This is a genomic window from Pannonibacter sp. SL95, from assembly GCF_026672425.1.
In the GTDB taxonomy this organism is placed as follows: domain Bacteria; phylum Pseudomonadota; class Alphaproteobacteria; order Rhizobiales; family Stappiaceae; genus Pannonibacter.
Window position 1 is genome coordinate 817,954 of the sequence record NZ_JAPPRC010000003.1, and the last position, 13,614, is coordinate 831,567.

Consider the following 13,614-nt stretch of genomic DNA (forward strand, 5'->3'; position numbering starts at 1 on the left):
GCGGGCGGCCCGGAACTTGCGGTTCCGGACAGCGGGCCTCCATCGCCAAATTTCAGCCCGCTCAGCAGCCACGTGAGACAACCGCCGCACCCGCCGCTCGCGCGAGCCGTGAAAGTGTGGCTGAGTCGTCGATAGGTTGAAATGAAGGAATTCAGATGCGGACATTGCCGTGCGCTGCTGTTCAAGGCCGCAGGCAACCCAAGTTGTGCAATCGAGATCAAGTGCCGCCGCTGCGGCACACTTACCCACCTGAGGCCACCCGAGCCCGCACCTGAGCGCCATGAGCGCGCAGACCATGAGGCTCAACATGTCGTCAGGGGCTCTTTATGAGAGTTTCATCTATCCGCCGTTCTCTGTTCTCGATGCGCGGTCGCGCTGGTGGCAGGAGCGCAAACGCCGCTGGATCGCGCTCGGCATCGACAGTGGCAAAGGCAGGCGGGAAAACCTTCTAACCGGCTATGCCGACGCGATGGCCCGTTTCGACCGAATGCAGGGGCGCGAGCCGTCCGAGGCCGGATGGACATCAAAATCGATCTTTGATCCGGTCCTGACCGAACTGCTCGTTGCCTGGTTCGCCCCCGCAAACGGCCGGATCCTGGACCCATTTGCAGGCGGATCGGTGCGGGGCATCATTTCGGCACTGCTCGGCCGGTCCTATCTCGGCATCGACATAAGCAGCGAGCAGATTACCGCCAACCGGGAACAGGCAGCCGCGCTCAATGTCGCCGCCGCCGCCCAATGGAAACAGGGCGACGCCGTCCATCTCTACAAGGCCGGCGTGCGCGGCGCTTTTGACATGATCCTGACCTGTCCGCCCTATGGGGATCTTGAGCGCTACTCGGACGATCCGGCCGATCTTTCGACCATGCCCTATGACCTGTTCCTGGGCGGGTTCCGCCAGGCGGTGAAGAACGCGGCCGCGCGCCTCGCCCAGGATCGCTTCGCGGTCTTTGTGGTCGGCGACTTCCGCGACAAGCAGGGGATCAATCGCGGCTTCGTCGCGGATACGATCGCCGCCTGTAAAGATGCGCAGTTGCAGTTCTATAACGACGGGGTTCTGGTGACGACCGCAGCATCGCTTCCGATGCGGGTTCGAGGACAGTTCGAAGGGTCGCGCAAGCTTGGCAAGACCCACCAGAACGTCCTCGTTTTCGTAAAGGGCGACGCCAAACGCGCAACGGAGCAAGTCGGCAATGTCACGCCTTTTACCTTCCCCGATCGTTGAAACCCATCAAGGCGTCGCGGTGGTCCGCGACGACCTCTTGCCGGGCGGAACCAAGGCCCGGATCTTCCGCTCCCTCATGGAGGCGTCACCGGCAACGGAGTTTGTCTACGCCGGGCCGGCGTTCGGGGCGGCGCAGGTCGCATTGGCGGCCGTTGCCTACCAGATGTGCCGACAGGCCACATTGTTCGTTCCGGCCCGCAAGACGCGCACCCGCTACACGATCGAAGCAGAAAGCTACGGCGCAAGGATCATCGAGGTTCGGCCTGGGTACCTCTCCAATGTCCGTTGCAGGGCAGAAGCCTGGGCGGCCGAACGCGGGGCGATGATGGTGCCGTTCGGCGGCGGATGCCGGACCGAGGCCATTACCGAGGCGGCACAATCCCTGCCGATCGAGCCCGATGAGGTGTGGTGTGCGGGCGGCAGCGGCACATTGGCGCGAGCCCTGAAAGTCGCCTGGCCGGACGCCCAACTGCATGTGGTACGCGTCGGGCGAGAGCTGCCGCATATCCAAGGCGCAACCCTGCATGAGACCGGCCACCCGTTCGAGCGGGCTGTTAAGCCGGATGCGCCGTTCCCGACGCATCCCAACTACGAGGCAAAGGCCTGGGCAATCATGCAAGGGGCACGGCCGAACGGCAGACGGCTGTTCTGGAACGTCTACGGGTGACAGCCCGAACCACAATCTGCGATCCTCAAACGGCGGCTCAATGAGTCGCCGTTTTGGCTCGTGGGTACGCTGATGACTGATATGACGCCGCAAAGGACCGGGGAGACGAGGGACGTCGAGCTCGAAGGGCTGCCCCGGTGGGTTTACAAGCTGATCCTCGGGATCATGCTGCTGCTGGCTGTCCTGAGTTTGCCGCAGGTTGCAACACAATGGCTGGCTTGCTCTTGGCCTTGGTTCTGGCAACCCATCACTGGGCCAGAGATCGCTCCTGGGTGTCTCGCCCTCAACGAGTTTGGCGACTTGCTCGCCGGTGCCTTTGCGCCTCTGGCATTTGGTGGTCTCATCTACACTGTCCTCATGCAACGCGATGAGCTCAGGGCACAGCGCCGCGAGCTGAAAATCAGCCAGGACATAGCATCTGAACAGCGCACGGCGATGGAGGAGCAGCAAAAGGCGCTCGCCCTACAGGCCAGCATCATGGAACAAACGGCGCGGCTGACCAATGAACAGGAAGCACGCCGAGACCTCGACACATTCGCAAGCATGATCCGGCAGATGATTAGCTCGTTTGGCGGTCGTGTCGAGCAAACCCGCGCCCTGTCAGATCTAGAGTTTATACGACGATACATCGGTAACGCCATCGCACCCATTCGGAGTTTGACCGGGGCCGCCGAGAACGGAGGCACTGTTTATATGGACAACGTGCATAGCGATGCTATGAAACTGGCCTCTGAACTTGACGAGAATTTCCTCCAGCAGCTTGACCTGTTGAACGAACGATTGAGTGCGCCAGACCGACTTTTGTTTGCTCAGTATCGAATGACCGAATTTGCGCAGGCAGTTCGAGGCTTCCAAAAAGCACTGATGCAAAAGACCCAGCAGTCGGAAGACGCTTCGAGCAAGACGTGACAGGGCTCATATCGCTTACCACCCTCGGCGAATTGAAATCTCACGGCTACCGGCTGTTCGGGCACTGCGGCAGACTTAGCTGCGGCCGGGGCCGGGAGCTTGATATTGACAACCTGATAAAGCGGTACGGAGCGAACTACAGCATCATAGGAGACACACGGATCAAAAGGGCACTTGTCTGCACGGGCTGCGGCCACAAAGGCGGCTCGCTCACCATTGCCGGCCCGAACCTGCCGAAACCATAGCCGTGTCAAAGAGCCTTCAAACACGCTTCGAAGCGAATATGATCAAAGGGCAATGCTGCAAAACCAAGCGGCAAATTTGCAAAAAGTCGCGGCGGGCTACACCGGATCAAGGTATTGGCAAGGATATTGGGTGGTAGCGGAGGACCGCTCCAATCGATCCCCCCATGTTGAAACCCCCTTATTTTCTTTCAAAGTTTTCATACCCCGACAGTCCCCGAACTACCGCCGTAGCTTCGAGGAGCGTCAACGATGAATGCGCGAGTGGAGATAGACGGGAAAACGGCATCCCCCGTCACGGTCGCTCGTCTTTTGGCGAAGCGGCTGGAAAACTTGGGCATAAATCCGTATCAGTCCGAGAATGACCGTTACCTCGTTCTTCTGGAGGATGCGCCAGGCGAAGTGATTGAAATGGGACGTCCCCTTAAGGGAACCCGCTTCTTCAAGTCCGAAGCCCTAAAGCGAGATGTCCAGACCGTTAGGGATATCGAAGTCTTCGCTCGGGAGGCTGGAGCTTCTGATTGGCTATTTTGGAACGTTGGCCTTACGGGCGCTAAAGCGTCAGTCGACGGCCTTTGCGAAGCCATGACGGATTTCAATCGTCGGATAAACATTGATTTCAGCGAACTGAGAAAAAAGCACGGCTTTGAGCTGATCCTGATTGCGATACATCCTCGATATGATGCGGTGAGTGGTCAGTTTGACCTCCATGCCCATTTCATTTGCCGGATACCGCCAGAGCAGCGTGAAGCCGCGCGACGACGCTTGATGTCGAAGTTTTCGAAGGTCGACCTGCCGGATGACATGGTTCGAAATCCGGCGGCGTGTTCCACTTACATGCTTTGGGGCATCTATGATCCGAAGGAGCTACTCACCTGGCCAGACAGGCCGTTGATGGCCGCGTGGGAGTTGGCGCAGTCAAGGGCTCGCCTCGTGCGGACGGGCGGTGGCTTCGCGTTGTGGAAGCGCTCCCGCCACGACCCGGCGCAAGAGGCGAGTGCGCGCGAGGAACGCGCGCGTCGGCGTGCCAATCGTGAAGCGACGAAGGACCCACGGAAAGGGCAGCTTTCGGGGGATCGTTTTCTTGCAAAAATTGTGGCGAGGATAAGAGGGAAAATGGTCCGTGCAGCCCTTTGGCAAAGTGGGAAGGCCGTCCTTGGCCAGCGCCCTGATAACTACACTTCAGCGGCTTGCGGCATAACTCAGGACCAGACCGCAAAGCCCTCCAAGACGCCTAAAAAGTCGGCTTTTACGTTGGTTTGGAGGACCGTACGGCTACAGCTTCAGGATTTCGGCTGCAAAGTCAGCAAACAGTGCGGGCCCCATCTACGGGCTGTTTCTGGGGCTTTGATGCGGTGGCGGGAAGAAGCACTGGAACGCCTGCGACGGTCATTCTTCAGATTGCGCGACCGGACCCGAGAGTAGCGCATCAGTAGACGGTTTTCCCGCAATTCCACGATCAGTATTGCCGAGGCGGAACTCCATCTGCCGAGGAAAAAGGAATGAGAGAATCCATGAAATCAATCTATCGCTTCTATCGAAAGGAAGTCGTCACGTGTGACGACTATGCCGAAGCGGCCCAAGCTGGACGCTTGATGCTTGGGCAATATGTCTACATTCATGAACTGGAAAAGACCGTCCGTTTCCTTGGGACGCTCGGCGGGAACATCATGACACTTTATACTCACAAAGCTGATCCGGGCGCGCAGCGCCTTCTGAAGTCACGAGCGTTGGAACTGTCCCGGTATAACCGTACCAGGAAGGCTATTGCCGGATCTTGACGACACGTTCACCGTCAGGGCGGAGTGATCCGTCAGGCGCAACATGTCGGTAAAGCGTCTGCCGGGAAACGCCGAGTTCTTTGCAGAGTTCCGCGACCTTTGTCTCTGGCTGACCCATCGCTGCCTGAGCCAACCGCACTTTCGAGGCTGTGAGAGAATGTTTCCGTCCGCCGACACGACCGCGGGCACGGGCGGACGCTAGCCCGGCTTTTGTTCTTTCGCGGATCAAATCTCTTTCGAACTCTGCTAGAGACGCAAAGATGCCGAACATCAGTTTTCCTGACGCGGTTGATGTGTCAAGTTGCCCGTGTCCGGTCAGAACACGGAAACTGACATCGCGTTTTGCGAGATCGTCAACAGTAGTCACGAGATGGCGAAGGTCTCGTCCGAGGCGGTCGAGTTTCCACACCACCAGCGTGTCACCAGGGCGGAGTGCTTTCAGACAAGCTTCGAGGCCGGGACGGTCATCTCGTTTCCCGGACGCATGATCTTCATAGATTCGATCAGGATGGACACCTGCTTCAATGAGTGCATCGTGCTGAAGATCCGTCGTCTGACTTCCGTCGGCCTTGGAAACGCGCATGTACCCGATCAACTCACCCATCAAAATCTCCTTGTCTCACAAACGGTCGTTTATGAGACAAATGGTGAATCGAGAATTCCGTCGGCGCAAGTTGTCACACAACCCGTCACGTTATCTTTGTTCCACAAATCAGCAGTCAGTCAGTTTTGAGCGTCGGTACTTAAAATCTTCGGCTTCCGATTACCACCGCAGGAAGGTTCTCTTGCTATGCGCAGGGTAAGGCATCAGTCTGGTAAAGATATTCTCATCGGTCGGCAGTTTATCGGCTTAAAACAGGATGGTGTCATTCCTGACCCGTAGATCTACAAGGTCAGCCCATTTCCCCACAGGGATTAATCGGCCTCAGCTTTTCGACGTTCGTATTCGGCCTTGGTTTGTTTGGAGCCAACAACTTCGATGAATGTGTCGGGTTCACGTTGAAAGAATTCTTTTATTCCAATGCGGCCCTGTTCAAAATACTTGACCCGTTTGGTCAATTCATCGCAGCTAGTATGTCGCCCATCGCCATTCGGGCTATCCCAATAGCCAAGGTGATCCGCTGCTTTTTTCAGATGGGTCGGGGACCACGGTATCCGGTGCCAGAATGTTCGCTCAATATCGGGACGGAGTGCGCGGACAGAGGTCAAAGGAAGAGCTGGCTTACGCGGGTCTTTATCCGAATGAGTTGTCAGTCTTACCGATCCCTTGATTTCATATGCAGGAGCCCCCTTGTCTTCGACGAGTCGAGCCCGATCTATGATGTTGAGCGATTTGGCAGCGTCTTCGGGGATGTAAAGGGTGGTGTTATCACCCGCCTTCCCGAAGGCATGCGCATCGGCAATTGCCACGCGTTCGAAGCCGATCTCTTGCGCTCTGGAAAGTAAGCCGAGAATTGAGTTTCGTATCGCGTCATCCCGCCTTTCCATGATGGCGCGAAACTCTTCTCCGGTTGCCGGGAGGGATTGGCCCGCTCGCCTGTAGTAAACGGCTCCTTGTGCGAGAACTGGCTTATTTCGTCCATTCTCCATCACTTGACAATCTCTGATCGCCAAGATGGGGGGGAGGGTTTTCTTTTTCACGGTGACCAGCACCAGGTGAAGTCCCGCGAGCTCGGCGTCTTCGACCTCAAGGTCGGGAGCAGGTGTCAGATGTTGTGAAATTATATTATCGAGTACTGCCGCGTCGGGAACCTGTGCCCTGTCAATTCCACATATCTGCCGATTTCTATCCGTCACACCGAACACGATCTGCCCACCAGCGGTGTTCGAAAATGCCGCGATGGTTTTCAGGCACTTTTTGAACGCCGCTTCATCGCAGAATTGTTTGAATTCAAGATCACGGCGTTCTCTGGAACGGACCTTTAACGTGCCATCCGCAAGGGTTTCAATTTCGATGATGTCGGCAATTTCCACCATTCCTATGGGTCTCTTAGATCCAGCCGTTTTTCACTTTTGGCGCACTGATTTCAGGAGCATCCGCAGCATTTATCCACGATTCTCGTTCAGATTGCATGATGTTTTAGTTCGCCAATTTATGTAGATCGTCTGCTGGTCCGCGAATCTGAAAACCGTGTTAAGGGACCTAGGTGCTGGAAGTTCAAGATTGCGCAAATAGGTGGAGCAGATGACCGAGCTGAATTTCAAGGGCAAGGAATTTGTCTACAACCACCATCTGGGCGTGCCCTTCCGTCCGCTCGTGCCGCATGCGGACAAGGGGGTCGGGCCGGTTTCGCTCGACGGCAACCTGATCATCCAAGGCGATAACCTGCACGCCTTGAAGGCGCTTTTACCGCTCTATGCGGGCAAGGTAGACTGCATTTTCATCGACCCGCCTTACAACACGGGGAACGAGGGCTGGAGTTATAACGACAACGTCAATGCTCCGATGATCCGCGAATGGCTGGAATCCAATCCTATTGGGATAGAAGACGGTCTACGCCACGACAAGTGGTGCGCGATGATGTGGCCCCGTCTGCGTCTGTTACACGAACTGTTGGCAGAGGAAGGCTCGCTCTGGGTGACCCTCGATAACAATGAGGTGTCCAACGCCATCGCACTTTTGGACGAAATTTTTGGACAAGTTAATCGGGTTGAAGTCTGCATCTGGCAGAAGAACTATTCGCCGAAACCTTCTGCCAAGCACTTCTCCTCAGATCACGATTACGTCTTAGTTTACGTCAAGAACAAAGACCGTTGGGGCATAAACCTACTTGGCCGCACCGACGAGATGAATGCTAGATATTCCAATATCGACAATGACCCACGTGGTCCTTGGAAGCCGGGTGATTGCTCTGCTCGAAACTATTACAGTGAGGGAACCTACCCAATTAAGTGCCCTGGCGGGCGGGTTCTAAGTGGCCCCCCTTCAGGTCGATATTGGACAGTTTCCGAAAATAATTTCTGGAAGGCGGATAAAGACAAAAGAGTTTACTGGGGGGATGACGGGAACAACATACCAGCGTTCAAGCAATTCCTTTCCGAGGTGAAGGACGGACGCGTCCCGCAAACGTTGTGGTTTTACAATGAGGTTGGGCACACACAGGACGCCAAAAAGGAGATCAACAACATCATGTCGTTTGAAGAGACCGCTGATGTCTTTGTTACTCCAAAGCCGAAAGACCTTCTTTTGCGGGTGCTGGAACTCGCGACCAAACCTGACTCCATCATCCTCGACTCTTTCGCCGGGTCTGGTACTACCGCCCATGCCGTCCTCGAAGCCAACAAGCGCGATGGCGGTAGCCGCCGGTTCATACTTGTCGAGATGGAGGACTATGCCGACAAGTTAACAGCCGAACGCGTCCGGCGAGTGATTAATGGCTATAGTTTTAAGGGCACTCAAAAAACAGAGCTTCTGCGGGATTCGCTAAACTGGACCAAGTTGAAGAAGGCTGACAAGCTAACTGAAAGCGTGGCGGCAATCGAGAACCTTCACGGGCATGAATACGACCGCATCAAAAAGGAAGTGAAGGAAGGAGAACTTATCGTCACCGGTGAAAAGACCGTTGATGAGAAGGCCGAGGGGCTGGGTGGGGAATTCACCTACTGCACCCTTGGCGAGCCAGTCGAGTTGGACAAGGTGCTGAGCGGTGAGGCGCTGCCGCCTTATGCCGGGCTTGGCGCGGCTCTGTTCCACATGGCAACCAATCGAGCGCTTGACCCTGCTGCTGTTCGCGAGGCCGACTTCTATCTCGGGGCGACCGAGGGCCAGCATGTCTGGCTGATCTACAGGCCCGATCTGGAATGGCTGAAGACGCCGGAGGCCGCTCTGACCCTATCGCGGGCTAAGATGTTTGCCACCACCGACCCACACAAGCGGCACTTGGTCTTCGCCCCTGCCCGCTATGTCAGCCAGAAGATGCTCGCCGAGCAGAACATCCCCGTCGAGTTCGTGCCGCTTCCCTTCGCCCTCTACCGCATCGACCGGAGCTGAGCGCCATGTTCCGCCAGCTCGACTATCAGGACAGCGTGCTGAACACACTCGACGCCTACCTCGACCTTCTGAAGGCGAAGAAGAAGGAGGCGGACGAAGTCGCAGAGCTTGCGGCGCTGAAGCCGCACCTCAAGCTGCCGATCCCCGACTTCGCCAAGGAGGCATGGGACGCGCTCAAGGCCGATGGAAAGCTGCCGGCTTCGCGCACCGCCATCCCGTTCTCCGAACGGATGGACGGATGCGACAGGCCTGTCCCCAACGCCGTACTGAAGGTGCCGACGGGCGGCGGAAAAACCTGGCTTGCAGTGACCGGCGTGTCCCGGATTATGGGCCGGTATCTCGACCGCAACACCGGCTTTGTCCTCTGGGTCGTGCCGAACGAGGCGATCTATACCCAGACCCTCAAACGGCTGAAGGACCGCCAGCACCCCTACCGGCAAGCGCTCGACCGCGCCGCCGCCGGGCGTGTGCGGATCATGGAGAAGACCGACCGCCTCGATGCCCGCGACGTCGAAACGAACCTCTGCGTCATGCTCCTGATGCTCCAATCCTCGAATCGCGAGAACCAGGACTCCCTGAAAATGTTTCAGGACCGGGGCGACGTGCACGGCTTTTTCCCGGCCGAAGGCGAGCAGCAGGCCCATAAGGCCGCGCTCGACCGCACACCGAACCTCTCCGCCTATACCGGCATGTTCCCCATGGTGAAGGACTCGCTCGGGAATGCGCTGCGGATCATCCGGCCCGTCGTCGTGCTGGACGAAGGGCACCGCGCGATTTCTGACCTCGCCTTCCGCACGCTCTATGGCTTCAACCCGTGCTTCGTGCTGGAGCTGACGGCGACGCCGCAGGACGTGCAGCCCAAGGGTGGAAAGACTCCCAAGCCAGGCCGGTACGCCAATGTTCTGGTCGAGGTGACGGGGCGCGAGCTGGACCGCGAGGGCATGATCAAGATGCCCCTCAACCTCGACCCGAGGCAGGGAAACGACTGGAAGGCGACGCTCAACGCGGCGCTCGCCAAGCTCAACGCATTGGACGCCGATGCGCGCAAGCTCCGGTCGGAGACCAACCGCTATATCCGGCCGATCATGCTGATCCAGGTCGAGCGCACCGGGGCCGATCAGCGCGAAAGTGGCCATATCCATGCCGAGGACGTTAAGGACTGGCTTCTGACGGCGGGCTTCGACGCAGCCGAGATCGCCATCAAGACGGCGCAGCAGAACGACCTGAACGACCCCGAGAACCAGGATCTTCTGTCGCCCACCAACCGGGTGCGCGCCATCATCACCAAACAGGCGCTTCAGGAAGGCTGGGATTGCCCCTTCGCCTATGTGCTCTGCGGCCTTGCCGCGAGCACCAACCTGAAGGCCATGACGCAGCTCGTCGGCCGAATCCTGCGCCAGCCGCATGCCATGAAGACCGGGATCGACACGCTCGACGAATGCCACGTCATCACCCACCACGCCGCCACCGCCGATGTAGTGGGCGCGATCAAGGAAGGGCTGGAGCAGGACGGGCTTGGCGACCTGGTCCTTCAGGTTGCGCAGGGCGATGGCAATGGGAGTGTCAATGTGAGCCGGACGATCGACCGCCGCCCGGCCTTCTCCAAGACGGACATCTATCTGCCCAAGGTCATGATCGTGGAGGAAGGCGCAGCGCGGGACCTGGACTACGAGACGGACGTGCTGTCCGCCATCGACTGGCGCGGCTTCGACCCCAAAGACATCGTGTCGCGCATTCCCGAGAACGCGCAGGCGGCCGAAAGCCAGCTCCAGCGCATCCGGCTTGCCGATGACGGCGACGAGTTGTTCGTCGGGGAGGCCGTCGCGGAGAATTCCGAAACTCTCGCCTTCGACCCTGCCCATGCGGTGCGCATGGTGTCCGACATCGTGCCAAACCCCTTCGTCGGCCGCGAGATAGTTGGTCGGCTCCTGGACGGGCTGCGGGCGCGGGGCTTCGACGACGGGAAGCTGGGTATGCTGGCGAGCCTGATCGTCGAAGAGCTGCGCAAGGGCCTCGATGCCGCGCGCCATGCCCGGGCAGAGGCGCTATTCAAGGCCGAAGTCGCTGGTGGACGCATCCAGTTTCGCCTTCGCCTTGACGGCCGGAACTGGCGGATGCCGTTCAGCATGGAGACCACTGAGCCTGAGAACGCTCGCCAGCTCCTGAGCAAGACGGGCGGGCCGCTGGAGAAAAGCCTCTTCGCGCCCGTATACGAGGCCGAGCTGAATACCGACGAGCGCGAAGTGGCCGTCTATCTCGACGGGGAACAGGCGCTGGCGTGGTGGCATCGGAACGTCGCCCGGACCCAATACGGCATTCAGGGGTGGCGGAAGGCCAAAATCTACCCGGACTTCATCTTCGCCGTTCAGGGCGAGGGAAGCGCCAAGCGCATCACCGTGCTGGAAACCAAGGGCGACCAGCTCGACAATCTCGACACGGCCTACAAGCGTGAAGTTCTGTCGTTCCTGTCGAACAATTTCACTTGGGATGAGCACGTCCCATCTGGCGAGTTGGAGCTTGTGAAGAATAACGGGGAGACCGTGCAAGCCACGCTCATACTAATGAGCGAATGGAAGGCGAAATTGCCCGGTCTGCTGTGAGCCGGAAGGCGCAAACGCGTTGCATTCGGGATTCACACGAACTCCTGACAAGTCATTCAAACCCTTGAGGACCCGGCTGCTAATGCGGCCGGGCTTTTTGTGTCCACAGGACGGTTGTGGCCGGTGATCTGAGGGCTCACGGTTCAGTTAGTGCGTGGTCACGAAGTGAAGGGCGAAAAGGGAGTTGCCAGCCATGCGGACGTGGCCCGCAGCAGGCCAGGGGGCTTTGGCCCCCGTGGACCCCCGGAGAGAAGCAGATGCGTCAAGACACCATCATCAAATTTCGCGCGACCAGCGCAGAGAAGGCGCGTCTTCATGCGGCTGCCGAGCGGTCCGGCCGGACGGTTTCCGCACTTCTTCGCAAGGCAGCATCGGAGGCGGCAGCCGGTCGGCAGATTGATCGCCTTCTTCACGAGGACTTAGTCGCCCTGCGCCGGTCTCTGAACACTCTCTTGGCTGATGACGGCATGAGGTCGCGGGAAGCCTTAGACAGCGCTCGGAAAATCACAACGCGCGTTTTGGCGAGGGTCCCGTGATCCTGAAGGCTCATCGTGTTAGCACCCGTAAGGGGATCAAACGCCTCCTTCGACATCTCGTCCATGGCGATGAAAATGAACGCGTGGCGTTCATCCAAGGGACAGAAGCAGACGTTTCCGACATGCACGCTGATGCAAGGGCGAACGAGAGCAAATTTTGCGTCCGGCATTGGATCATTTCTCCGCATGAGAGCATGTCAAATGACCAGGTCCGTTCTTTTCTCAGGAAATTGGCGGGGGAGTTTGGCTTCGACATCTCTGCTGCGGTTGTTGTCGAACATCAAAAGCCACGGGCTGTGACCTCCGCTTTTGATCGGCATTGGCATGTCCTGGTAGGTGAAGTCGATCCGATATCCGGTCGGGTTTTGTCGTCGTCGTATGATCACGTTCGACACGAGCTAATAGCTCGATGGTCTGAGCACGAGTTTGGGCATGAATTCGTACACGGACGACATTCAAAAGCTGTTCTGGCGGGTCTGGTTAAACGTGGCCTCAACGATGTCGCTAAGGCGCTGGCAAGCTTCATTGCAACGAACACCACGTTGCCGCGCGAAGGTTTCACCCATGCACAGCATCAAGAATGTAAGCGGAGGGGAATCGATCTCCCCGCGCTTCGAGCCGTTGTGAAAGATATTTGGGCCTCGGCGTTGTCACTACAGGAATTAAGGGATGCGTTCGGCTCCCACGGGATGGCGATCGAGGTCGGAGATAAACCGGGCACTTGGATCGTCCAAACGCAGGAAGGAAAGCTGGTAGGGGCGCTGCATCGGCTTGCGGGTGTTCGAAAGCGTATTGCTGCGGATTTTATGTCGTCGCAGGTTGATGTCGTGAGAACCGCCGGAAATGACGCGGGTGAGAAGGACTCCACACTCAAGGGTGTCCCGGCATTGGACCTTAAGCGCCAAAAAGCCGATGTTTTGCGCAAGCTTGACCATCTTGAGGAGCAACTGCATGTGGAACTGTCTGCCCCGCTGCCTCCTCGTCCCGAGCCAATCTCACCGAAGGAATTTGCCAAGAAAGAGAAGCACGCCTCAGATGCTCTGACGAAGGCTCAGGTCGCTCAGGACGAGGCTTGGAAGCAGGTTCAGCGGAACCCGAAACCGAGCTGGTGGTGGGCATTATGGCCGGGGAAACGAAAGCGCATGGCGGCAAAGTCGGCGGCTCTTGCTCAAGCCTTGGCGGTTGCAGATATTGCTGTTCAAGCGAAGCAACAGCTTGTCGCGAATGTGCATTTTGAACGGCGAAGAGAACTTCGACTGGCCAACGCAGAATACAAGAAGAGGCTGTCCGCACATGATCGACGTGAGAAGCTCGCCAGAGAACGACTGTTCGTTCTGGAAGCGATGCGAGATATTCTTGCCAATGATCCAGGCGCTGTTTCCAAAGGCTTTGAAGTGCTTTGGAGGCAGGCAGAACAAAGCCTGCAAAGCGCTGATGACGACGATGCGACCGACGAGGCTGTATTCGACCTTGAAGCGACAACCTATCCACTCAGAAACTGAGAACTTCTGAGAGGGGGAATTGTCAACAATTTGATTCCCTTGGATTTTTTCGCGCCGTTTATCAAAAAAAGTTCTTGCAGGTTTCGTGAAATGACGACAGCATTTTTGTTGTTGGGGGGTTGAACGGCGTTCGTTCAACTCCCAGCCGGTTCGGGAAGGTG

The 13,614-nt window shown here is 57.7% G+C and carries 12 protein-coding genes; 10 read left to right on the plus strand and 2 right to left on the minus strand.

What is annotated here, in order from left to right:
• Window positions 1–141: 141 nt before the first annotated feature.
• The 6 genes from OVA12_RS23950 to OVA12_RS04400 all read left to right on the plus strand — a co-directional run bounded on the left by OVA12_RS23950 (window position 142) and on the right by OVA12_RS04400 (window position 4,824).
• On the plus strand, window positions 142–330 hold the full coding sequence (locus OVA12_RS23950) for a Com family DNA-binding transcriptional regulator (protein WP_442793808.1): 189 nt from the start codon (window positions 142–144) through the stop codon (window positions 328–330).
• Window positions 308–1,225, plus strand: coding sequence for a DNA methyltransferase (locus tag OVA12_RS04380; protein ID WP_268134879.1), 918 nt, complete (start codon window positions 308–310; stop codon window positions 1,223–1,225). The genes OVA12_RS23950 and OVA12_RS04380 overlap by 23 nt, the downstream gene beginning before the upstream one ends.
• A 19-nt stretch (window positions 1,226–1,244) precedes the next feature.
• Window positions 1,245–1,892, plus strand: coding sequence for a hypothetical protein (locus tag OVA12_RS04385; RefSeq protein WP_268134881.1), 648 nt, complete (start codon window positions 1,245–1,247; stop codon window positions 1,890–1,892).
• Between the two features lie 72 nt (window positions 1,893–1,964).
• The gene (locus OVA12_RS04390; RefSeq protein WP_268134883.1) at window positions 1,965–2,801 is read left to right on the plus strand and encodes a hypothetical protein; all 837 of its coding nucleotides are present in this window, start codon (window positions 1,965–1,967) and stop codon (window positions 2,799–2,801) included.
• A 494-nt stretch (window positions 2,802–3,295) separates the two neighbouring features.
• Entirely contained in the window at window positions 3,296–4,468 is a 1,173-nt protein-coding gene (locus tag OVA12_RS04395) for a hypothetical protein (protein WP_268134885.1), read from the plus strand.
• Window positions 4,469–4,545: 77 nt separating this feature from the next.
• Window positions 4,546–4,824, plus strand: a complete 279-nt coding sequence (locus OVA12_RS04400; RefSeq protein ID WP_268134887.1) for a hypothetical protein — start codon at window positions 4,546–4,548, stop codon at window positions 4,822–4,824.
• On the opposite strand, the gene OVA12_RS04405 is transcribed toward OVA12_RS04400, so the two are convergent.
• Together OVA12_RS04405 and OVA12_RS04410 are read right to left on the minus strand one after the other, a co-directional pair.
• The gene (locus tag OVA12_RS04405; RefSeq protein ID WP_268134889.1) at window positions 4,808–5,428 is read right to left on the minus strand and encodes a recombinase family protein; all 621 of its coding nucleotides are present in this window, start codon (window positions 5,426–5,428) and stop codon (window positions 4,808–4,810) included. The genes OVA12_RS04400 and OVA12_RS04405 overlap by 17 nt on opposite strands.
• A 311-nt stretch (window positions 5,429–5,739) precedes the next feature.
• A complete protein-coding gene (locus tag OVA12_RS04410) occupies window positions 5,740–6,801 on the minus strand; it encodes an ATP-binding protein (protein WP_268134891.1) in 1,062 nt (353 codons plus the stop codon).
• A 208-nt stretch (window positions 6,802–7,009) separates the two neighbouring features.
• On the opposite strand from OVA12_RS04410, the gene OVA12_RS04415 reads away from it, so the two are divergent.
• The 4 genes from OVA12_RS04415 to OVA12_RS04425 all read left to right on the plus strand — a co-directional run bounded on the left by OVA12_RS04415 (window position 7,010) and on the right by OVA12_RS04425 (window position 13,453).
• Window positions 7,010–8,815 carry a site-specific DNA-methyltransferase gene (locus OVA12_RS04415; RefSeq protein WP_268134893.1) on the plus strand — a complete coding sequence of 602 codons (1,806 nt, stop codon included), beginning with the start codon at window positions 7,010–7,012 and terminating at the stop codon, window positions 8,813–8,815.
• A 5-nt stretch (window positions 8,816–8,820) separates the two neighbouring features.
• The gene (locus OVA12_RS04420; protein ID WP_268134895.1) at window positions 8,821–11,415 is read left to right on the plus strand and encodes a DEAD/DEAH box helicase; all 2,595 of its coding nucleotides are present in this window, start codon (window positions 8,821–8,823) and stop codon (window positions 11,413–11,415) included.
• Window positions 11,416–11,672: 257 nt separating this feature from the next.
• Complete coding sequence (locus OVA12_RS23955) at window positions 11,673–11,951, plus strand: plasmid mobilization protein (protein WP_442793809.1); 279 nt, start codon at window positions 11,673–11,675, stop codon at window positions 11,949–11,951.
• Window positions 11,948–13,453, plus strand: coding sequence for a relaxase/mobilization nuclease domain-containing protein (locus OVA12_RS04425; protein ID WP_268134897.1), 1,506 nt, complete (start codon window positions 11,948–11,950; stop codon window positions 13,451–13,453). The genes OVA12_RS23955 and OVA12_RS04425 overlap by 4 nt, the downstream gene beginning before the upstream one ends.
• The last annotated feature ends 161 nt before the right edge of the window (window positions 13,454–13,614 follow it).

Bases quoted from the DNA above. Each gene is read 5' to 3' on its own strand.
- OVA12_RS04380 (WP_268134879.1), top strand. From the start codon at position 308: ATGTCGTCAGGGGCTCTTTATGAGAGTTTCATCTATCCGCCGTTCTCT.
- OVA12_RS04395 (WP_268134885.1), top strand. From the start codon at position 3,296: ATGAATGCGCGAGTGGAGATAGACGGGAAAACGGCATCCCCCGTCACG.
- OVA12_RS04410 (WP_268134891.1), bottom strand. From the start codon at position 6,801: ATGGTGGAAATTGCCGACATCATCGAAATTGAAACCCTTGCGGATGGC.
- OVA12_RS04400 (WP_268134887.1), top strand. From the start codon at position 4,546: ATGAGAGAATCCATGAAATCAATCTATCGCTTCTATCGAAAGGAAGTC.
- OVA12_RS04390 (WP_268134883.1), top strand. From the start codon at position 1,965: ATGACTGATATGACGCCGCAAAGGACCGGGGAGACGAGGGACGTCGAG.
- OVA12_RS04405 (WP_268134889.1), bottom strand. From the start codon at position 5,428: ATGGGTGAGTTGATCGGGTACATGCGCGTTTCCAAGGCCGACGGAAGT.
- OVA12_RS23955 (WP_442793809.1), top strand. From the start codon at position 11,673: ATGCGTCAAGACACCATCATCAAATTTCGCGCGACCAGCGCAGAGAAG.
- OVA12_RS04420 (WP_268134895.1), top strand. From the start codon at position 8,821: ATGTTCCGCCAGCTCGACTATCAGGACAGCGTGCTGAACACACTCGAC.
- OVA12_RS23950 (WP_442793808.1), top strand. From the start codon at position 142: ATGAAGGAATTCAGATGCGGACATTGCCGTGCGCTGCTGTTCAAGGCC.
- OVA12_RS04415 (WP_268134893.1), top strand. From the start codon at position 7,010: ATGACCGAGCTGAATTTCAAGGGCAAGGAATTTGTCTACAACCACCAT.